At 50.1% G+C, this 19,878-nt stretch carries 18 protein-coding genes; 6 read left to right on the forward strand and 12 right to left on the reverse strand.

The window, feature by feature from the left end:
* Positions 1-79: 79 nt before the first annotated feature.
* The 8 genes from fni to ACE3MZ_RS20955 form a co-directional block, all read right to left on the reverse strand.
* Positions 80-1,141 carry a type 2 isopentenyl-diphosphate Delta-isomerase gene (fni, locus tag ACE3MZ_RS20920; RefSeq protein WP_411344017.1) on the reverse strand — a complete coding sequence of 354 codons (1,062 nt, stop codon included), beginning with the start codon at positions 1,139-1,141 and terminating at the stop codon, positions 80-82.
* Between the two features lie 218 nt (positions 1,142-1,359).
* Complete coding sequence (locus ACE3MZ_RS20925; RefSeq protein WP_411344018.1) at positions 1,360-2,862, reverse strand: phytoene desaturase family protein; 1,503 nt, start codon at positions 2,860-2,862, stop codon at positions 1,360-1,362.
* On the reverse strand, positions 2,859-4,094 hold the full coding sequence (locus tag ACE3MZ_RS20930) for a glycosyltransferase (protein ID WP_411344019.1): 1,236 nt from the start codon (positions 4,092-4,094) through the stop codon (positions 2,859-2,861). The genes ACE3MZ_RS20925 and ACE3MZ_RS20930 overlap by 4 nt, the downstream gene beginning before the upstream one ends.
* A gap of 4 nt (positions 4,095-4,098) precedes the next feature.
* Positions 4,099-4,836 (reverse strand): lysophospholipid acyltransferase family protein, encoded by a 738-nt coding sequence (locus tag ACE3MZ_RS20935; protein ID WP_411344020.1) that lies wholly within the window; start codon positions 4,834-4,836, stop codon positions 4,099-4,101.
* On the reverse strand, positions 4,820-5,587 hold the full coding sequence (locus ACE3MZ_RS20940) for a carotenoid biosynthesis protein (protein ID WP_411344021.1): 768 nt from the start codon (positions 5,585-5,587) through the stop codon (positions 4,820-4,822). The genes ACE3MZ_RS20935 and ACE3MZ_RS20940 overlap by 17 nt, the downstream gene beginning before the upstream one ends.
* A 1-nt stretch (position 5,588) precedes the next feature.
* On the reverse strand, positions 5,589-6,470 hold the full coding sequence (locus ACE3MZ_RS20945; protein ID WP_411344022.1) for a phytoene/squalene synthase family protein: 882 nt from the start codon (positions 6,468-6,470) through the stop codon (positions 5,589-5,591).
* The gene (locus tag ACE3MZ_RS20950) at positions 6,467-7,942 is read right to left on the reverse strand and encodes a phytoene desaturase family protein (RefSeq protein ID WP_411344023.1); all 1,476 of its coding nucleotides are present in this window, start codon (positions 7,940-7,942) and stop codon (positions 6,467-6,469) included. Before ACE3MZ_RS20950 ends, ACE3MZ_RS20945 begins: the two co-directional genes overlap by 4 nt.
* Positions 7,939-9,489 (reverse strand): phytoene desaturase family protein, encoded by a 1,551-nt coding sequence (locus ACE3MZ_RS20955; protein WP_411344024.1) that lies wholly within the window; start codon positions 9,487-9,489, stop codon positions 7,939-7,941. Before ACE3MZ_RS20955 ends, ACE3MZ_RS20950 begins: the two co-directional genes overlap by 4 nt.
* Before the next feature lie 444 nt (positions 9,490-9,933).
* Here ACE3MZ_RS20955 and ACE3MZ_RS20960 point away from each other — a divergent pair, with 444 nt between their 5' ends.
* The 5 genes from ACE3MZ_RS20960 to ACE3MZ_RS20980 all read left to right on the forward strand — a co-directional run bounded on the left by ACE3MZ_RS20960 (position 9,934) and on the right by ACE3MZ_RS20980 (position 14,370).
* Positions 9,934-11,718, forward strand: coding sequence for a phospholipase D family protein (locus ACE3MZ_RS20960; protein ID WP_411344025.1), 1,785 nt, complete (start codon positions 9,934-9,936; stop codon positions 11,716-11,718).
* Between the two features lie 239 nt (positions 11,719-11,957).
* Positions 11,958-12,554 carry a TetR/AcrR family transcriptional regulator gene (locus tag ACE3MZ_RS20965; RefSeq protein ID WP_411344026.1) on the forward strand — a complete coding sequence of 199 codons (597 nt, stop codon included), beginning with the start codon at positions 11,958-11,960 and terminating at the stop codon, positions 12,552-12,554.
* An 88-nt stretch (positions 12,555-12,642) separates the two neighbouring features.
* The gene (locus tag ACE3MZ_RS20970; protein ID WP_411344027.1) at positions 12,643-12,993 is read left to right on the forward strand and encodes a DMT family transporter; all 351 of its coding nucleotides are present in this window, start codon (positions 12,643-12,645) and stop codon (positions 12,991-12,993) included.
* On the forward strand, positions 12,993-13,307 hold the full coding sequence (locus ACE3MZ_RS20975; protein WP_411344028.1) for a DMT family transporter: 315 nt from the start codon (positions 12,993-12,995) through the stop codon (positions 13,305-13,307). The genes ACE3MZ_RS20970 and ACE3MZ_RS20975 overlap by 1 nt, the downstream gene beginning before the upstream one ends.
* A 109-nt stretch (positions 13,308-13,416) precedes the next feature.
* Positions 13,417-14,370, forward strand: a complete 954-nt coding sequence (locus ACE3MZ_RS20980; RefSeq protein ID WP_411344029.1) for a 1-phosphofructokinase family hexose kinase — start codon at positions 13,417-13,419, stop codon at positions 14,368-14,370.
* Positions 14,371-14,373: 3 nt separating this feature from the next.
* Here ACE3MZ_RS20980 and ACE3MZ_RS20985 read toward each other — a convergent pair whose 3' ends face one another.
* The 3 genes from ACE3MZ_RS20985 to ACE3MZ_RS20995 form a co-directional block, all read right to left on the reverse strand.
* Positions 14,374-14,574 carry a hypothetical protein gene (locus ACE3MZ_RS20985; RefSeq protein ID WP_411344030.1) on the reverse strand — a complete coding sequence of 67 codons (201 nt, stop codon included), beginning with the start codon at positions 14,572-14,574 and terminating at the stop codon, positions 14,374-14,376.
* A gap of 129 nt (positions 14,575-14,703) precedes the next feature.
* Positions 14,704-15,369, reverse strand: a complete 666-nt coding sequence (locus ACE3MZ_RS20990; RefSeq protein WP_411344031.1) for a molecular chaperone — start codon at positions 15,367-15,369, stop codon at positions 14,704-14,706.
* Between the two features lie 284 nt (positions 15,370-15,653).
* A complete protein-coding gene (locus tag ACE3MZ_RS20995) occupies positions 15,654-16,346 on the reverse strand; it encodes a molybdenum cofactor guanylyltransferase (RefSeq protein WP_411344032.1) in 693 nt (230 codons plus the stop codon).
* 387 nt (positions 16,347-16,733) lie between these two features.
* Here ACE3MZ_RS20995 and ACE3MZ_RS21000 point away from each other — a divergent pair, with 387 nt between their 5' ends.
* Positions 16,734-17,933, forward strand: a complete 1,200-nt coding sequence (locus ACE3MZ_RS21000) for an MFS transporter (protein ID WP_411344033.1) — start codon at positions 16,734-16,736, stop codon at positions 17,931-17,933.
* A gap of 177 nt (positions 17,934-18,110) precedes the next feature.
* On the opposite strand, the gene ACE3MZ_RS21005 is transcribed toward ACE3MZ_RS21000, so the two are convergent.
* Entirely contained in the window at positions 18,111-19,811 is a 1,701-nt protein-coding gene (locus ACE3MZ_RS21005; protein WP_411344034.1) for a glutamine--tRNA ligase/YqeY domain fusion protein, read from the reverse strand.
* Positions 19,812-19,878 lie beyond the last annotated feature (67 nt).

The following is a 19,878-nucleotide window of genomic DNA, read 5'->3' on the forward strand; positions in this document are numbered from 1 at the left end:
TTTCCAACAGCAAAAAAAGCCCGGACAATATCCGAGCTTGAGCTTGATCAGAGGATTATTTCGTCATACATACCATCCCTTAACCGAAATAAGCACCCTTCTCATACAGATGCTTACTCTGCTGAAGGTCTTTAATATTGCGTGCGCCAACACCAAACATCGCAGCAGATAATTCAAACTCCACCTGCGCCAATACCTGTTCCAGCGCTTCGATGGAATCGACTGCTGCACCGAGGAGTGAGCGTCCGAATCCTGCTAGATCGGCACCGAGGGCGATAGCTTTGGCAGCATCCACGCCGTTGTGCAGACCACCGCTACCGATCAGTGGAATCTCTGGCAACGTACGTCGCACATCTATGATGCAATCCGCTGTTGAATTTCCCCAATCGGCAAAAGCTTCCGCTGCCGCGCGCCGCACAGCATCATGGCTGCGGAATTTCTCGACCTGACTCCATGAAGTGCCACCTGCACCCGCCACATCGATAAACGCTATCCCAGCATCCGCCAGTCTGCGCGCTGTCTCCCCGTCGATGCCCCAACCGACTTCCTTCACGCCCACTGGCACATCTAATTCGCTTGCTACCTGCTCCATCCGTGACAACAATCCGGCAAAATTCACATTGCCTTCCGGCTGAAACACTTCCTGCAATGTGTTCAGATGCAGCACCAGCGCACTCGCTTCCGCCAGTTCGACCGCACGGCGGCATTGTTCCACACCGAATCCGTAATTCAACTGCACTGCGCCAAGGTTGGCGATCACCGGAATATCCGGCGCTTCCTGACGAATATGAAACGTCGCCGCTAGTTCGTCATGCTCAATCGCCGCGCGTACCGAACCGAGACCCATCGCCCAGCCACGATGTTGCGCTGCCTGCGCCAGACGGCGATTGATCTGCCCGGTCGCTTCGCTGCCGCCCGTCATGGAGCTGATCAGCAGCGGTGTACGCAATTCCATGCCGAATAGCGATGTTCCCAGCTGCACATCAGCAAAATCCAGTTCTGGCAATGCCTGATGACGGAAACGATATCGTTCGAACCCGGATGTTACGCCTTCGCCGGCGACATTTTCCTCCAGACAGAGGCGGACATGCGCGCTTTTGCGATCCGAAATATGTCCCTCTTCGGGATGATTGTGCTTCATAGTTGCTTCCTTCCTTGATCAGGATATGTAGGCAATCGACGTTTGACGCATAGAAACGGACATTTGCATCTTCGTCCTTGCACTGTTTTCCCGCCAGATCATTTCTCATATGCTTCACTATACCAGCAATTGCGCATATTCCAAACCGTAATGCAAATCTACTCTTACATATGGCATACTTGCGGATCTATCAACTTTGCGATACACAGCATCAGCACTCACCTGTGCGAATGTTCGGCGATGTGACGTGCAACCAGTTGACCGGATAAAGTAACAATAGGCGTGCCACCGCCCGGATGTGTCGTACCACCCACATACCATAACCCTTGTACATCCTGACTACGATTGCCCGGACGGAAAAAGGTCTGGCGTGCGCCATTGGATGAAATGCCATAAATGGCTCCTTTGTGCGCATACGTATCCCGCTGAATATCCGCTGGCGTATAATGCTGCCATACCTCCGCCTGACGAATGCCGGTCAATCCGTACTGTTCCAGCATACCGGCAATCCTTTGCCCATATGCGTGTTGCTGCTCCTGCCAGTCCCAGCTGTTCGACGTATACGGCGCATTGGCAAGAATGAACAGATTGCTGCCACCCGCCGGTGCCATCTCCGGTTCAGAATATCCGGAATGACAAATGTACAGCGTCGGATCTGCCGGTGCCGTGCGTTCCTTGAAAATATGCTGAAACTCCGGCTCATACTGCTCCGGGAAAAATACCGTGTGATGCAGCAGCTGATCATATCGCTGCGGCACCCCTGCCAGCGTGACAAAACCGGACAACGATGGCTCATAGCTGTCAATTCGCCGATCACTGAGCGATGGACGCTGCTCCGGTTCTAATAGCATACGGCTCGTACTAAGCACATCGCCATTAACGATCACCAGCGGCGCTTCATAATGACCACGATTGGTATCCACACCAGTCACCTTGCCAGACGTAGTCAGAATCCGGTTCACTTCGGTTCCGGTCTGGATATGTATGCCTAGCTCCAATGCCAGCTGTTCCATGCCGCGAATAATCTGATGCGTCCCGCCTTGGACACCGTATACTCCATCGTTCGCCTCCACATGCGCCAGCATCGCGAAGATCGCTGGTGCCGCATAAGGCGATGCGCCCACATAAGTCGCATAACGACCGAACATTTTCAGTGTATGCGGATGGTGGAAATATCGCTGCAACAGCTGTTGCAGCGTCGTCAGCGGACGTACACGCAGTAGACTTTTCCCCATTGCTGGCGTCAGCTTATCCTTCCACGACAATAGCAATGTATTCAGAAAGCGCGAATCCGCCTCACGATACAGCGCCTGCGCTTCCTGTAAAAAGCGCTTGTACTGCATGGCATCCTGCGGGCTGAACGCAGCAATCTGCTGCGCGGTCACATCCGCATCCCGGCTCAAATCGACAATATGCCCGTCGGCAAACACATTACGAGTACGCGGCTCCAATTCGTACAGCTGCACATACTCATCCATAGAACGCCCCGCCTGTTCAAACACACTGCGGAACACATGCGGCATCGTAATCGTGCTAGGTCCGCGGTCAAAATGGTATCCATCGATCTCCACCGCTTGTAGCTTGCCGCCAATCGTTGGCTGCTTCTCCAATATCGTGACTTCATAGCCGCGCGTAGCTAGTCCAATCGCGCACGATAATCCGCCAAAGCCGGCTCCGATAACGATAACCTTGCGTTGACCAGAAGATGTATTGATATTCATCCGTACGTCCTGCCTTTCCAGCTGTATCCTTTGCCATTCAGACTGCTGATCCATGAATCCAGCAAAATCAGGATCATACCTATCGCACCCAGCGGCATCAGCACACCCATCCAGAACGGCTTACCGCTGAATTGATCGATAATGCCTTTCGTAATCATTCCAATCAGTACCGCAGCCGCAGCCCAACCTACAATAATCGGTTGCAATGTGACGATACCAACAAGCAATGATACGAGCGGCAGTAGAAATAGAAGTGTATATATCCCGACAATACCGAGTACCAGCCAAGCATTGCGCCCGGTACCGACAAAGATATTTTTCTTATACCCTTCCCATACTTGCGCTGCATTCCGATACATGCGAGCGGACGTATAACGATGTACATCCGCCAGCGTCACCGGATCACCTACCGATTTGACGGCTTTGGCAAGTTCCATATCTTCCACAATATGATTGAAAATATGCTCATGCCCACCTGTGCGTGCATAACTGTCTCGATGAATCATCAGCCATGCCCCCGTTACCGCTAGAAAAAAGGGCTTTGGACTGCGACGCACCATTATGATCGGTAGATGATACCCGATAATAAACGCCATCATCGGCACAACAATCCGCTCCAACCACGTTTCGGTATCCATACGTGGAAAGCCGCTGATCAGACCGGTTCCTTGCGAGCGTGCAGTGACCATCGCCGCTTCCAATGCTTCTCGTTCCAAGCGTACATCGGCATCGATAAACAGCCACCATTCGCCCTGTGCATGCTTGGACAGCTGATGACAAGCGTATGATTTGCCCATCCATTCCTCTGGTAGCGGTTTTCCCTGAAATAGCCGGATACGATCATCAATCTGCATCAGCGCCTTAATCTCCTGCTCTGTACCGTCTTCGGAATGATCGTTAATAACTAGAATTTCCAGCCGAATCGTATCCGTACGACAATCCAGCACCGATTGCAGACATTCGCGAATATTCACTTCTTCATTGCGCGCCGGAATCAAGACTGACAGCAGCGGCAATTCACTATTCTGCTGCTTGGTGTGGATAGACGTATTTAGCTGAATCGATGTATTCAGTTGACTTTTCAAAGGCAACTCAGATGGTTCAGGATACACCTGCTCCCATGATTGTCGTTGCACTGTATCGCCAAGCCGCGGCATTTGCCGTATATTCCAGATCGTAAACACCAGCTGCAATCCCAACACGATGATAATCACTTGCAACAGCAATTCCATAAACTCACCTTTTTCTCCACTGGCGGTATTGGTCGTATCGGTCATCGGTCGAACGGCGGGGCGGAATCAAGTTCCGTTCATCCGCCATATTGCCATCCTGCCGAATCATCTGATCGCGATGCCAGTTCAGCTGCGAGGTCAGACGTTCTTCCAGCAATGCTGAACATTCAGCAGAACGTAAATTTTGCCAGTCTTCGCGCAGCGGTTCGCCAACATGTAGCGACACCTGCAAGCGCGCATGCTGAAACAATCCGTAATACAGCGTCACTGGAATGACCGGAGTATGTACAGGTGCTTGCCGCAACAACAAATGAATACCCGGGCGAAAGCCCAGTGGTCTTGTATCCAGATGCTTCATCTCCCCTTGCGGGAAAATCCACACCCGACCGCCATTTTGCAGCAATTGCCCGCCATAACGCATCGATTGCCGAATGTCACCCGGGCTACTTTTATCAATCGAGAATGCACCCAATTTCCCGAAAAAAGCATACCGCTTCAATTGTCGCTCCTCCATCATCACATAATGATCCGCATGCGACGTCTGCCGAAATGCATGATATAGCAGCAGTCCATCCCACCACGAACTATGATTCATAATATAAATCGCCGGCTGCCCAGCAGGAATCACATCCAATCCATGACCACTCATCGCAAACGATTGAAACTGACGGCGTAGCAAATAACGATCATTGTACAATCTGAATATACGATCAAATCCAGCCGATTTACGCGCGGCGATCATAACGGTAACTCCCTTCCGCCAGCAATATACCTACCAGCGCAAAAATGACCGATCCGGTAATGCCATGCTGCCATGCCAGCAACCCGAACATAAGCAGAATCGCCTGATACAACCAGACCGCCTGTCGTCTAATACGCCGCGATAATGTCAGCAGCGGAATACTCAGCGACAGCACACCGCCAACGACAAACCATGCGACAAAGTTGCTCCACGGTACGCCGTAAAAGCCACCGCTACCACCCCAATGCCAGAAACCACGTGCATGTGCGACCGGATCAAGTACCAGATCAAGAATAATAATCCATACCCCAACCAGACATGCGCGTACCACTTTTCCAACCCAGCCGTGTAACCCACGTACACTGGATAATAGAATCCCGCCCGTCACTACCGCAATCCAAGCAAAGCCAAGCGTCCACGGCACCCCCCAGATCAGCGCACCTAACGTATTGCTGTACGCATATTGTCCAAACGGCCAACCGGTATGTACACCAAGCCATTCCAGCGCCATGCCGCCCAGCCACATGAGCGCAGCGGCAGACACCAGATGTCGCATCGAGATTACGTTTGCATGACTGACTGACCGGTCGGACAGTGGAGTTTGCACCGTGCTTTTACGAACGAGCGACAGCGCGTATAAGGCATAAAACACGAGAAACAGTCCATTGGAAACATCCAGTACCTTTGGTACACCGATCGTCAGCAGTAATCCTGCTCCGATCACATACCAGACCCAGAATACCCATGCCATCCTACGAAACCGCCGGACGGTTCAGCATATCCATATTCACATCATGACGCTGGGCAATGCCGATCAGCATCATCACCTTCTGCTCATCGCTCACAATCGCGCGCTGTGTAAACACGTCATATCGATTGTCCCGAATGACATCCATAATGCCTGCATAGAACGTCGCCGCAAGTTCCACCGTAAACGCGCTGCGCTCTGGATATTCGTCCAGATCACCCAATCCGGTAGCGAACCACTGCTCTGCCAGCAGACGCAACTCTTCCATCATGTTTTCGAAATTGGCATTGATCACGCCATCTTCCAATTCCTGCTCCGTATACCCATGTCGCGCCATCAACTCCAGCGGAATATAACGACGACCGCGACGGCTATCTTCGCCAATGTCGCGCATGATGTTAACGATCTGCATCCCTTTGCCAAGTGCAATGCCGGAATGGCGAATCAGCTCGCTATGCTCGCCTTTTAGTACAGGCAATAACATCTCGCCTACTGTACCAGCGACCAGATAACAATAATGCTCCAGCTCGCGCATCGTGGAATACCGAGTAAAGGTCAGATCATACGTCTGCCCATCCATTTGCCGCTGAAACGGCGCTTTGGACAATGCCGGAAACTCGTGGAACAACCAGCGCAGCGAAGGCCAGATAAAATGTCCATCTGCCAGCTCAAGCGCCGCAAACTTTGATTGCAATTCACGAATGCTATACGGCGATTGCTCCGGCTCATCCACACTGTCATCAATTAAACGACAAAAGGCATAGATGACATGCACCGCTTCCTTTTGCGGACTCGGCAGCCAGCTAAATGCGTAATAAAACGATGATGAACCCTGACGAATCATCTCTTCGCAGTTTTTCAGATCCATTTCGGTTGCGTATTTCAAATTCCCAACTCCTTTAACATTTGCTGTGCCGCCATTCGTGCGCCCTGCATGACAATCGGTACGCCGCCGCCCGGATGAACGGAAGCACCTGCCGCATACAGACGACGAATGGTCGGAAATGGACGTGGCTGCGGTCGATATACACCGGACTGTCGGATAATCGGGGCAATACCGAAGCTGCCACCACCGTACAATCCGCTTTGCAAAGCGTCTGCTGGCGTACGTACCTTCATCCAATCGATCGAAGCACGAAGACCATGCCAACCGCGCTGCTCTACCGTATTCAATACTTGCTCCACCAGCGCCCCCGTATCCTGCTCCCAAGCGATGCCTTCTGCATCCGTTACCGGAATTAGGAAGTACAATGCGCTGCGTCCGGGTGGAGCTGCTTGATCATCCAGTGCTGTCGGATTGAACACGTACACTGACGGATGCGTCGGCAATTGCCGCTGTCCGAATGTCTGACGCAAACTTTGATTCAGATCATCTGGCAAAAAGAACTGATGGGTCAGCTGATCGTCCCAACGCCGATTGGTGCCTGCATAGATCAGCACACAGCCAGATGACGGTTGAAACGGACGACGACGTGGCTTGAGCTGCGGATGTGCATGCTCAAGCAGTCGGTCGATAGATGGAAAATCGCCATTGAACAACACGCTGTCAAACGGCAATCGCTCCCCGTCGGCTTGTACGCCGATGCATACACCGTTGCGTACTTCCAGACGCTCCACCGGACAATTGGGCTGAATCGTCACACCGCGATGATGCAGCTCCTCGCCGAGAATTTGCGGCAGTGCGCCATATCCACCTTTGAGCATCCAGATACCAAAAGCATGTTCCGCATACGGCAGCATCGTGTACAGCCCTGGCGACTTTTCGGGAATGCCACCAATATATAGGCTTTGCAGCGAATACGCTTCACGCAGACGCGGATTACGGAAATACAATCCAGCAGCACTGCTCAGATTCCGATACGCACGTAGACTGCGCATCAAGCCTAAATTACTGCGCGAGAAGAACGAACCTGCATTCGGAAAATCACGTTCCAAAAACGAAGCCTGTCCCCGTGAGAATAACGGCGTCATATCACGCATAAAGCGCTGAAATCCAGCTCCCTCGCCGGGAAATAGTCGTTCGATCTCCGCCGCCTGCTGCTCTGTGCCGCGATGCTTGGTCATCACACGTCCATCCGTATAATGAATCCGGTACAGCGGATCACATTCCAGCAATGGCAGTCGGTCACGGCTAATACCCGCTTCTTCCATAATGCCATGCAACATCTCTGGCAGCAGCACAATCGTCGGTCCCTGATCAATCTGCATACCATCCTGCTCTTCAAAAGCAATGCGACCACCCAGCCGATTGCTTTGCTCAAAGATCGTCACATCTGCGCCGCGCTGACTGAGCAGCAATGCCGTTGTCAGTCCGCCGATTCCGCCGCCCACGATGGCGACCTTTTTACGACGGCTCATGACGGCTCCGCTTCGGCAAGCACGTTTGCGGCATCCTGCGAATGGCTATGGGTGACGCCATCCTGTTTGAAGATCAACGCCGTGCTAATACGCGCCGATTCGAAGATAGTCGGCAAACCGCTGCCCGGATGCGTACCACCACCGACGAGCCATACATTATCTACTTCCTCAAACTGATTGTGCGGACGAAATGCCATCATTTGCCCCAGATTATGCGTCAGATTGAACACAGCGCCCTGATACACATCCAGCTGCTGCTCCCAATCGAGCGGTGTGAACAATGTCAGCTGCTCAATCCGGCTACGCAATCCTTGCAATTGCGGAATCTGCTCAGCACGGTTCAGCATCTGCTCCTTCACATCTTCGCGCTTGGCTTCCCAGTCTGTTTCGCCGCTCAGATTCGGAGTCGGCATGAGCAGATACAGCGCCGATTTGCCCGCAGGTGCCAGCGTAGGATCAAGCCGTGACGGATTATGCACGTACAGAGATGGATCGTCCGACAGCGTCTTGAACTTGGTTACTTCGTCGACGTATTGATGATAATTGTCCGAGAAATGTACGGAATGATGATCCAGATCGACCTCGCCATCAATGCCTAGGTACAGCATCGCAGCAGAGCAAGAATACGTCTTGGCAGCAACTTTCTCCGGCGCATACTTGCGCAATACACCCGGCTCGAACAATCGATTCATCGCCGTCGCGAAGTCGGCATTAATCACCACATGATCTGCCATGATCTGCTGTCCATCATCCAACAATACGCCAGTTGTCTTGCCATTCTCAGTCAGTACACGCTGTACTCCCGTACTGGTATGTACGCGTCCGCCATGTTCAGAGATCACCTTTGCCATCGCTTCGAATACAGCATGCACGCCGCCTTCGGGATGGAACAAACCGTAGCGATGTTCCAAATACGACAAAATGGTAAATGTACCCGGACAATCCCATGCCGACATGCCCAGATATTTGGACTGGAACGTAAATGCCTGCTTCAATCGCTCATCGGTAAAATACTTGGATAAGCGTCCGTACACCGTATCATGCAGATGCAGCTTCGGTAGCGCACGAATGACATCCGCACGCGCATAATCCAGCAAGCCTGCAAATGGACGACGCAGCAGCGGCATTACCTTTTCCAGCTTCACATCTTCCTCTTCCAGATAGCGATAATATCCGTCCTCATTACCGGGAAACAGCGCTGCAATCTGCGCTGCGGTATCCTCGCGATTGCGCGAAGGCTTAAACACGGTATCGCCAAAATGCAAGCTGTACAGCGGCGTCAGTTCTTGCATGTTTACATAATGATGAAGCGAACGACCCGATAGACTGAACAATTCTTCAATGAGATGCGGCATCATCAAAAAAGTCGCCCCACGGTCAAATCGGTAATCGCCGAGTTCCAGCCTGCCAGATCGTCCACCGACTACAGGCTGCTTCTCGAATACATCCACCTCGTACCCGTGACTCGCCAGCAGCATCGCTGCCGCAAGTCCGCCCGGTCCTGCTCCGACGATAACTGCTTTGCGGGTAGATTGAGTCGCTTTCATGACATTCCCCTTTGTTCCGAATTAAGATCCTTTGGTAAGGTGCGTAAAAAAGATAAAATTGCAACCATTTACCCATACGCTATATATAAACAATTAACACCCCGTTTGAACACCCTGTCCGTTAGGCTGTCACACATATTCCACAATTGTTATCTGTCGTCGTGCCGTACTGTAGGCGCAAACAATTGTTCATACAAGTATTTGCTCTGTTTATCATCCTTTTGCTCCCTTTTTGATGTCCGTATTCTTCGTACAGAAGTCTATATTCATCATACAGCTCATCTGTGTTGCAGCTTACTGTCTATCTCCTGCACCAAATGATCTGCTTACGATGTAGCAGTTGCGTCAAAGATACGGCTTTGTTGTTATATGGTTAGATAGGATGGATATGCACGGATTCCTTTGCATGACCACCCCCTTATATTGAAAGGAGTCTATATCCACATGAGCGCATTTTCGGAAAATACTTCCCCCGTGCACAGTTCACGTTCCAGCCGTCATACTAACAAACCGAAGCAGCGTAACGGCTGGCGACTCTCGACTGTCCGCATCTTACTCGGTCTATTGGTGCTATGGCTGATCGCCGTCATGGTCTACCAGACCAACAAACCGCTACCAGCGGGCGTCTCGTATGAGAGTCCCGTTTACAGTGTGGATCATGTGAATTTCTACTATGACCTCACCTATCCCGCCGCCGGATCAGGCGACCGATTTACCCAGAAACGGCATATTTACGATCGTGTGCTGAAGATGATTGACGAAGCGAATCAGTACGTCGTTATCGATATGTTCCTGTTCAACAACTATGTACATAACGGTCAGAAGTACCCGTCCCTCAGTGAAGGGCTGGCAAACAAGCTGATCCAGCGCAAGCAGGAAAAGCCGGATATGCAAATGGTGTTCATTACTGATGAAGTGAATACCGATTACAACTCCACCCCCAATCCATTGCTGGAAAAATTAAAGCAAGCAGGCATCAGCGTCGTTATGACCGATGTTGATCCACTTCGTGATTCTACGCCTGTGTACTCGGCGGTATGGCGTACCTTTTTCCAATGGTTCGGTCAAGCAGGCAAAGGTACAATTCCGAACGCTATGGCAACATCCGGTCCAGATATGACGTTCCGCTCGTATTTGAAGCTAATGAATGTCAAAGCCAATCACCGCAAAGCGATCATCACCGACAACAGCGCGATGGTATCGACTGGCAATATTCACGATGCGAGTGCATACAACTCGAATGTCGCATTTGAAGTACAAGGTCCCATCATCGGCGAATTGCTCAAAGCCGAGCAAGCGGTCGTTAATCTATCCGGCAGTACTATAACATTGCCAACGTACGATGACAACACCGCAACCGCCGATAATCAAGGCACAGGCGACACTGTAGACCCTGCTTCTGCATCATCAGTCTCTGCATCGTCGACTGCCACCGCTCAAACCGAATCAACTTCGAGTAACACAACCAACACTGTCCATACTGCATCCAGTAGCTCAAGTAACGCCGCATCCGGCTCTACCAACGGTAGCAGTACTGGTCAAAATGGAAGTACGCTTGATCCGTCAACTGGCGGCTCTGGCGATACTAGTGACGGCGGTAGCGTCACATCGACCGACTCTACCGGCAGCGGTCCGATTCAGCTGCGTTATATGACTGAAGGCAAAGTGTACGACCGCCTGCTGGAAGCGATTCGTTCTACCGAGAAAGGTGATACGCTCTGGATGGGCATGTTCTATCTCGCTGACAAGCAGGTAACGAGCGAGCTACTGAGTGCATCGCAGCGCGGCGTCAATATCCAGCTCATTCTTGACCCGAACCAGAATGCATTTGGACAGGATAAGATTGGGATTCCAAACCGTCCGGTCGCTGCCGAACTAAACGATGAATCCGGCGGCAAGATCGGCATTCGCTGGTACAATACGACCGACGAACAATATCATACGAAGCTGATGTACATCGATTCCGCCAACAGTGATGATCTAATCATCGGTGGCTCGTCCAACTTCACGCCGCGTAATCTCAAGGATTATAATCTGGAAAATGATTTCTGGATTTCCGCTCCAGGCGACGAGCCATTAATGCGTGAGGTAAACAGCTATTTCAATATGCTGTGGAACAACGATGGCGAACAGTATACCGTTCCGCTCAGCGACTATCAGGAAGATACAACATGGCTCAAAGACATCGCGTATCGCTTACAGCTCATTCTTGGCTTTACGACATTTTGATATTTTAGCGATTGCTTTGATATTATGCTCTAGCAATCATGTTAAGCATCGAACAGCACTTGTACGATTCACTCTTTATCTTTATTTTCAGTTCAAATGAATACAAACGCAGGCTCTCCTACAAACACAATGTAGCAGAGCCTGCGTTTTTGATGTCACTATGTATTTGCCATATCTGTTTGACATCTCAAATTTGTGGTGATACTATTTTAACTAACGACCGTTAGGTAGGTGATATTGTGAATGTAAAAAGTCAATTGCTCAATATTGGTTTGTCCCATTTTGCTCGCGATGGATATGAAGGAGCTTCCCTTGCAAAGATTGCCGCTGAAGCTGATATTAAGAAGCCATCGATCTATGCGCATTTTGATAGCAAAGCCGATCTATTTTACAAAGTTCTAAAACGAGCAGCACGCGTACAGCAGCATTCCATTATGCGCTATATATTGGAGCATCGCCAGGATACGTTGGAGCAACAGCTGCATGGACTGCTGCATCATATTTTGCAGCTGTATCATACCGACGATACGATCAAATTCGTTGTACGCATGTCCTTTTTTCCGCCGCAGGCATTGGAACAACAAGTATTTCCGTTAATCTACAATATGCTGGATGAGCTGGAACGTCATCTGATCAAGCTATTTCAGTATCAATTGCAGCAGGAGCAGGATACGTTGCAGCTCATCGTATCAGTAGAGCAAGCGGCACGCGCGTATATGACCTGCGCCGATGGTATCGTCATTGAAGTGTTGTATGGACAGGATCAGCGCTCCATCCAGCGACTTGATACGATCTGGCCGATCTACTGGCGCGGCATTATCGACAAGTCTGAATAGACGCATCGCAACATATCGGAACAACTCAACATTCGCAAGAAATCCAAATGTAGCAAAGATATAGATACAAAAAGGAGTTTGAGTAATCATGAATCGCAACTGGTTATACGTATTGATTGGCGGCTTGATCGAGGTCGTGTGGGTGTCGGGGCTGAAGCACGCTGCGTCACCGGGAGAATGGACGTTAACAGCAATCGGTATCGCCGCAAGCTTTTACCTTATCATTCAAGCTTCACGTCGCTTGCCAGTAGGCACAGTATATGCCGTATTTACTGGTATCGGCACGGGCGGAACAGTAGCGGCAGAGATGCTGATCTTCGGCGAACCGGTACAATGGGCGAAGATCGGTCTGATCCTGCTGCTGATGGCTGGCGTGATTGGATTGAAGCTTGTTACTGATAGTGATAGCAAATCCACAGCAAAGGCAGGTGAAGCATAATGTATTGGCTGAGTCTGATCGCTGCTGGTTGTTTTGAAATATTCGGCGTCATTTGTATGAATCGACTCGTTCGGCAACGCTCTCTGATGAATGTATTGCTGATGATTGTGGCGTTTGGCGGTAGCTTCTCGTTTCTGACATTTGCTATGAATGGCATCTCTATGGGCACGTCGTATGCGATCTGGACAGGGATTGGTACGGTGGGCGGAGCAATTGTCGGCATGCTTATGTATAATGAAGCAAGAAGCGGATTGCGCATTCTGTTTATCGCCATGATCGTAACGTCGGCAGTCGGATTAAAATTGATCTCCTGATGGTTGTCTGTTCCGGCATCACTCCGACCATACGAAAGTGGCGTTACAGACTGCGATACCGATATGGCAATCCACTCGTCACTACATGGTTTTGAAGGAGTATGCACGTATGATTACAACGGTCACGCTTAATGCAGCGCTGGATCTTGTGTATCAAGTATCCACGCTGCGTCCCGACACGGTACATCGCATTCAACACGGACTGATTCTGCCCGGCGGCAAAGGGGTCAACGCCGCCCGCATCATTCATCGGTTCGGTGAACCGGTAACCGCCGCTGGATTCGCAGCCGGTCATAATGGATATCGACTCATCTCGCTGCTACAAGAGGAAGAGATTCCGGCGCGGTTTACCGAAGCACAGGGCGAAACCCGGTTCGCGATTACGGTACTGGATCGGGAACAGAAAACCCAGACTGAATTTATCGAGCAAGGGGTTAGCGTCAATGTACAGCAGCTAGATCGGGTCGAAGAAGCGATTGCCAATCTGGCAGCCCATTCGCAGTGGGTGCTATTCTCCGGCAGTATGCCTAACGGCTGTCCCCCTCCCTTATACGGACGGCTGATCGAGATTGCCCGTCGTCATGGAGCGGCAACGGCGCTGGATACGAGCGGCGAAGCGCTGATGCATGGTATCAAGGCAGCGCCGTATCTAATCAAGCCCAACGAGCAGGAAGCCTGTCAGTGGGCAGGCATCTCACCCGATTCGGCGGATCGTCCCAAGCGATTGCGTCAGGCACTAACGGCGATGATGGATTACGGTGTAGAAATGCCCGTCATCTCGCTCGGTGCAGAGGGCGCAATTGCCGCCGAACGCTCGACAGGCAATTTCTACGAAGTGTCTGTACCACAATTGCAGATCGTCAGTCCACTCGGTAGCGGCGATGCGATGATGGCAGGAATGCTCGTATCTGCCAGTCGCGGTGGCTCAACACGGGCGATGCTGCGATTAGGTGCCGCCTGTGGCAGCGCGTGTGCGCTATATCCCGGAGCCGGTATACTGGACATGGAAGATGTGTACCGCATCGGCAATCATATCGACATACAACAATCCCCTGAAGCTTAAAGCTCAGGGGATTGTTGTGCGTGCGGGAAAGCGTACATCCATAAAGATCTCACCGGTCTGCGTATCGCTTACGACAAAATTGATTTCATGTGGAACCAGTTCATTGCGTGCGTACTGTCTAGCCCAGTCCAACGACGGAAATTCCTTTTCAACCTCACATGATCGGACGACAATCTTCGGCAACATGCCCCTATGCTCGTTCAAGGTGGTCAGCCTCCCTTTACTACTCCATTGGACAATCCAGCTGCGTTTGAAGCCGTATAGACGCATTTTTTGTATAAAAATAACAATTATGGGCTAATATTCACTCCATAACTAATGTCAGATAGTTCCTTAGACGTACCGCAGGTCTACTGCATAATGGCGCAAATCTTCCTGATCCTGTTCCAGATAAGACAGTACCATCTCCGCCCACTGTCCATATAGGGACTGAGTCGCTTGCTGTTGCAGCTGCTGACACAATGCCGGAACCCACGGCTGTAAATAATGCTCCATAAAATCAAGCTGCGCTTGAATTACGTTGATCTGCTCCAGCGTATTGCCTTCGCTCTCGGCTAATCGTTCTGCCAGCAGTGACATGAATTCCAATTCAATGCCGATATGATCATCGGTTTCCTGCGCGGTCTTTTTGAAGGTAATGCCTGCACGAGAATAGACCGAATTCAGCATCGCTTCATATCCGCAAGGCTCTTGCCCTGGACGAACATACTCTGCCGCTCGGAAGCCGGATGGCAATCCGTGCTGTTCAAACAGATGCTCATATACGCTGCACTGCTGGTCAGCGTCCTGAATAATATTGGCAAGGGGTGTATCTTCAAGCGTGAGCAGCAATGCGTGAGGACGAGCGGATAACTGCATCAACCGTCCCGCTTCCCGGCGCCATTCGATCAGCTTGGAAAGGGTTGGTTTGCGCTGCAACATCTCACTCAATAAACGATACGTCATGACCCGGCTGTATAACCAATCTGTGTTCGTCTTCACTTCTGCATTCACCGTCATGTCAATACACTCCTTGTGATTTTTTTCACTTCAAATATGATGTCATTTCAACTATGATTGCACTAATTCACTTCAGGCGGTACATAGTATGAACATGTGACGCCTGTACGTTTGCGAAGCAGATAGCGGACTATCTTTCGCTTGACCATATTGTAACCGATATCACAAACTCCATGTGCATTTTACGCATACGTTCATAAAATAGTCATCTTTTTCCAAAGATTACCTGACAAAATCATGCCCAGTGTCACAATATTAGAATAAAAGCCGTAACGAACAGTTTTTTAGCTGTCGAACGGCTTTGGGACAATATGCAGTTTGCGTGCTTGTTCATACGCTTGTGGATCATTCATATTGTGTAGACACCATGCTGTCAGATCGCCTTGCATATCAGATGGTTGTGTACGCAGAATATCTTCCATTGAGAGCTTCCGTACATGATGCTGCCCCAGCCAGTCCATCACCTTCAACCGCCCCTGTTGTAACGACGTCGCAAGCGAGGCACGTACACTATGATGATACACCGCATACAGTGGATGCGTACGCTGTTTATATGTCGGCACCACCGCCTGTACTGTCGGCGTTCCATCATACTGGACTTCGCTGTTATATGCTTCATGTAACAACAGATTCAATAAAGTAGTACTAGCAAAAGGCAAATCACACGCACTCAGCACATACCATTCTGCATCCAACGTATTCATCCCCGCATACAAGCCTGACAACGGACCTGCGCCCGGAAACTCATCCTGCGCGAGCGGTATATTCAGAACATCATACTGTCGATCCAGAGCCGAAGCGAGACACATCTGATCTACACACGGTTGCACGGCAGCTACAACCCGCTCGATCACCGTCTGCCCACCAATATCCAGCAATGCCTTGTCTCTGCCCATCCGCCGCGATTGTCCACCTGCTAGTATAATGCCTGCGGTCGCGACTTTACTGTTATTTTGCCGTTGATTCCGTTGATCCATATGATCTATCCATCCTTTCTGTTCCTCATCATCGTTTCTATGCTCCATGATCTATGTTGTCTTCGTTACGTTGGATATATTACGGCTACGCGCTTATGGATTCAAATTGTATGAGAACCTAGCTGCGCTAGTTCTACATTTTCATATGATACAGCTGTTATCTACTCAAGAATACAATCGCCTTTCCTTTTCAGGCACACGTTACGTATACCGTTATTATAGCGATTTAGCCTGCATGTTTCGCCTATTCCGAATGAGCCGGTAGCAATGCAATATATCTAGATTCATAAACCCGCAGATAGCCGCATTCTCATACAAAATGGTTTGTATCCCCTTACAACTAATGATACAGTAAATGCAATGTCCCATGGAAAGGATTGTCGCATCGTGGATTCATACCCAGTCAAGTCTGCTTTTACCACACTTCGGTGGTATACCTTTTTTATTTATGGAACGATGGTGATCTTCACCAGCTTCTTTCAATTATATTTGCAAGATATCGGCATGACCCAGAGTGAGATTGGCGCCTTGATGGCGATTGGACCTTTTATATCGTTGTTCGCGAACCCGTTCTGGGGCTATCTGGGTGACCGGCTGCAAAATGTACGGCTAGTGCTACTACTGATGATGACTGGTACGCTGCTAATCGTACAGATCGTTTTCCATCTTAACGATTATGTGGTGATGTACATCGTCATGGCGTGCTTTTTCTTTTTCCAGACGCCAATGTTTGCACAATCCAGCACACTGATCCTCAACTATATCGACGGTACACCTTACAAATTCGGTGGCTTTCGATTGTATGGCTCGCTTGGCTGGGCATTGACTGCGGTTTGTGCCGGACCGATCATTGATTATCTCGGTGTGCCACGAATTGGTAATGTATTTACGATGTTACTGCTCGTAGCGATTGCGCTGATGCTGATGTTACCTGCACAGGCGAAGCAGCCCGGCGGCGGTGCTGTTATGAATCTGACCGCGTTGAAGCAGATCGGGAGCAATTTGTATTTTATCGGCTTTATCGTGCTCGGTGTGCTCGTTTCGATTCCAAATATGATGAATAGCACCTTTCTGTCTCTGTATGTGATTGAACTCGGCGGCAGCAAAAGTATGGTCGGATGGGCTGTATTCGCATCCTCGATCTTTGAAGCGGCGCTGTTTCTGTTATTTGACCGATTTCTAAAACGCAAAGTGTCCTTTATGATCGGTTGGTTGGCACTTGTCAGTCTGTTATTCACGCTACGCTGGCTGCTCATGGCAGAAGCGGTGAGCCCGCTGCAAGTCATTTTCATCCAACTGCTGCATGCAGTGACCTTTGGCGGATACTTCTATGTAGGTACGCAATTGACGATGATGTTCGTACCGAATGCGTTCCGCAGCTCGGGGCAAGCACTGTATACGATGACATGGAGCGGTGTCTCCGGTGTCGTTGCCGGCTTCCTCGGCGGCTGGTTATTCCAGAATTTCGGTTCCGAGCAAATGTATCTGGCAGGTGTCGCACTGTCGCTTCTAGGCGCGCTTGGCTTTGCATTTATGTGGCTGAATATCCGGCGTACCGACTACCGTCTGCCGGATGAAGACATATAATATGTAACCAGTAAAATAACCAACAAAAAATCAAATAACCAACAAAAAATCAAATAACCAACAAAAAAGTCGCGGCTCCGTTACAGGGAACCGCGACTTTTGTATGAAACTTAAAATAATTTGTATCCTCGTTCAATGAACTACAGATGCAATATCCATGCTACATTTGTGCTACCGTTACGCTTTTGGCAGCTTGAACGAACTCTTCATGGATACGACAAGGTTAAACACCGGATCGCCCGGCATCGTGTATTTCGGATCAGCACTGAAATACCCATGACGGAAAAATTGATAACGATCATATCCTTGCGATTCTTTCAGACCCGGCTCAACAAAACCATGAACGATTTCCAGTGAGTTCGGATTGATAGAATCAAGGAACGTTTTCTCTGGAATCTCATCGTTGCCACCAGCAGTTTCTTCGACCAGCTCTTCTTCCTCGGCTTTGATCAGCGGCTCGTACAGACGGAATTCTGCCGGTACAGCTTGTGTCGCTTCGACCCAGTGGATGGTACCTTTCACTTTGCGACCGGTAAAGCCGGTGCCGCTCTTCGTTTCCTGATCATACGTACAATGAATCTCAGTCACATTGCCGTCGGCATCTTTGACAAAATCATTGCATTTAATGAAATACGCATGCTTCAGACGCACTTCATTGCCCGGATACAGGCGGTGGTACTTGGCAGGCGGTTCTTCCATAAAGTCGTCCTGCTCGATATAAATTTCGCGCGAGAACGGAATTTGACGGATACCCATCTCTTCGTTCTCCGGGTTGTTTTCCGCGTCCAGCATCTCCACTTGTCCTTCTGGATAGTTGGTAATGACCACTTTCAGCGGACGCAGTACGCCCATCGTGCGCGGTACAGTCAATTTCAGATCTTCACGGACAAAGTGATCTAGCATTTGCAGATCGACGATACCCTGACTTTTGGAGATCCCGGTCTCGAATACGAAGGAACGCAGTGCTTCCGGTGTGAAGCCGCGACGTCGCAAACCAGAGATTGTCGGCATACGCGGATCATCCCAGCCGTCTACAATGTTCTCGTCCACAAGCAGCTTCAGCTTGCGCTTACTGGTCAGCGTTTGTGCTACATTCAGGCGACCGTACTCATATTGATGCGGCTCGGCATCGACATCGCACTCACGGATAACCCAATCGTAAAATGGACGTTGGTCTTCAAACTCCACCGTACACAGGGAATGGGTAATCTTCTCATACGCATCTTCCAGCGGATGGGCAAAGGTATACATCGGGTAGATGCACCATTTGTCACCTGTGTTATGATGCTCCAGATGCGCGATACGATAAATGACCGGATCACGCATATTGATGTTCGGCGAGGACATGTCGATCTTGGCACGCAGTACCTTTTCCCCGTTGCCGAATTTGCCGTCACGCATTTGGCGGAACAGCTCCATATTCTCGTCGACGCTGCGATTGCGGTACGGGCTGTCTTTGCCCGGCTCGGTCAGCGTACCACGATTTTCGCGAATTTGGTCAGCGGTTTGGTCGTCGATATAAGCAAGACCTTTGGTGATCAGCAGCTCGGCTTTTTCGTACATAAAGTCGAAGTAATCGGAAGCAAAATATTTACCTTCCCATTCATAGCCCAGCCATTTCACATCTTCCTCAATGGAACGGACATATTCTTCGTCTTCTTTGGCAGGGTTCGTATCGTCAAAGCGCAGATGCGTTTTGCCACCAAATTCGTCAGCCAGCGCAAAATTCACCCAGATGGCTTTGGCATGACCGATATGAAGATAACCGTTCGGCTCCGGCGGGAAACGAGTCACAATGTTGTTCACTTTGCCGGACTTCAGGTCGTCGGTAATGATTGTTTTAATAAAGTTAGAAGGAGTCAAATTTGGGTTCTCCACACCTATCAACCTTTCATCGTTCAGTTTCTGTTCAATACATTCTATTATAACGGTTATATAGACTTAG

The sequence above is a fragment of the Paenibacillus sp. WLX1005 genome (assembly GCF_046603685.1).
Classification (GTDB): Bacteria; Bacillota; Bacilli; order Paenibacillales; family Paenibacillaceae; genus Saccharibacillus.

Bases quoted from the DNA above. Each gene is read 5' to 3' on its own strand.
- fni (WP_411344017.1), bottom strand. From the start codon at position 1,141: ATGAAGCACAATCATCCCGAAGAGGGACATATTTCGGATCGCAAAAGC.
- ACE3MZ_RS20925 (WP_411344018.1), bottom strand. From the start codon at position 2,862: ATGAATATCAATACATCTTCTGGTCAACGCAAGGTTATCGTTATCGGA.
- ACE3MZ_RS20930 (WP_411344019.1), bottom strand. From the start codon at position 4,094: ATGGAATTGCTGTTGCAAGTGATTATCATCGTGTTGGGATTGCAGCTG.
- ACE3MZ_RS20935 (WP_411344020.1), bottom strand. From the start codon at position 4,836: ATGATCGCCGCGCGTAAATCGGCTGGATTTGATCGTATATTCAGATTG.
- ACE3MZ_RS20940 (WP_411344021.1), bottom strand. From the start codon at position 5,587: ATGGCATGGGTATTCTGGGTCTGGTATGTGATCGGAGCAGGATTACTG.
- ACE3MZ_RS20950 (WP_411344023.1), bottom strand. From the start codon at position 7,942: ATGAGCCGTCGTAAAAAGGTCGCCATCGTGGGCGGCGGAATCGGCGGA.
- ACE3MZ_RS20955 (WP_411344024.1), bottom strand. From the start codon at position 9,489: ATGAAAGCGACTCAATCTACCCGCAAAGCAGTTATCGTCGGAGCAGGA.
- ACE3MZ_RS20960 (WP_411344025.1), top strand. From the start codon at position 9,934: ATGAGCGCATTTTCGGAAAATACTTCCCCCGTGCACAGTTCACGTTCC.
- ACE3MZ_RS20970 (WP_411344027.1), top strand. From the start codon at position 12,643: ATGAATCGCAACTGGTTATACGTATTGATTGGCGGCTTGATCGAGGTC.
- ACE3MZ_RS20975 (WP_411344028.1), top strand. From the start codon at position 12,993: ATGTATTGGCTGAGTCTGATCGCTGCTGGTTGTTTTGAAATATTCGGC.
- ACE3MZ_RS20980 (WP_411344029.1), top strand. From the start codon at position 13,417: ATGATTACAACGGTCACGCTTAATGCAGCGCTGGATCTTGTGTATCAA.
- ACE3MZ_RS20990 (WP_411344031.1), bottom strand. From the start codon at position 15,369: ATGACGGTGAATGCAGAAGTGAAGACGAACACAGATTGGTTATACAGC.
- ACE3MZ_RS20995 (WP_411344032.1), bottom strand. From the start codon at position 16,346: ATGGATCAACGGAATCAACGGCAAAATAACAGTAAAGTCGCGACCGCA.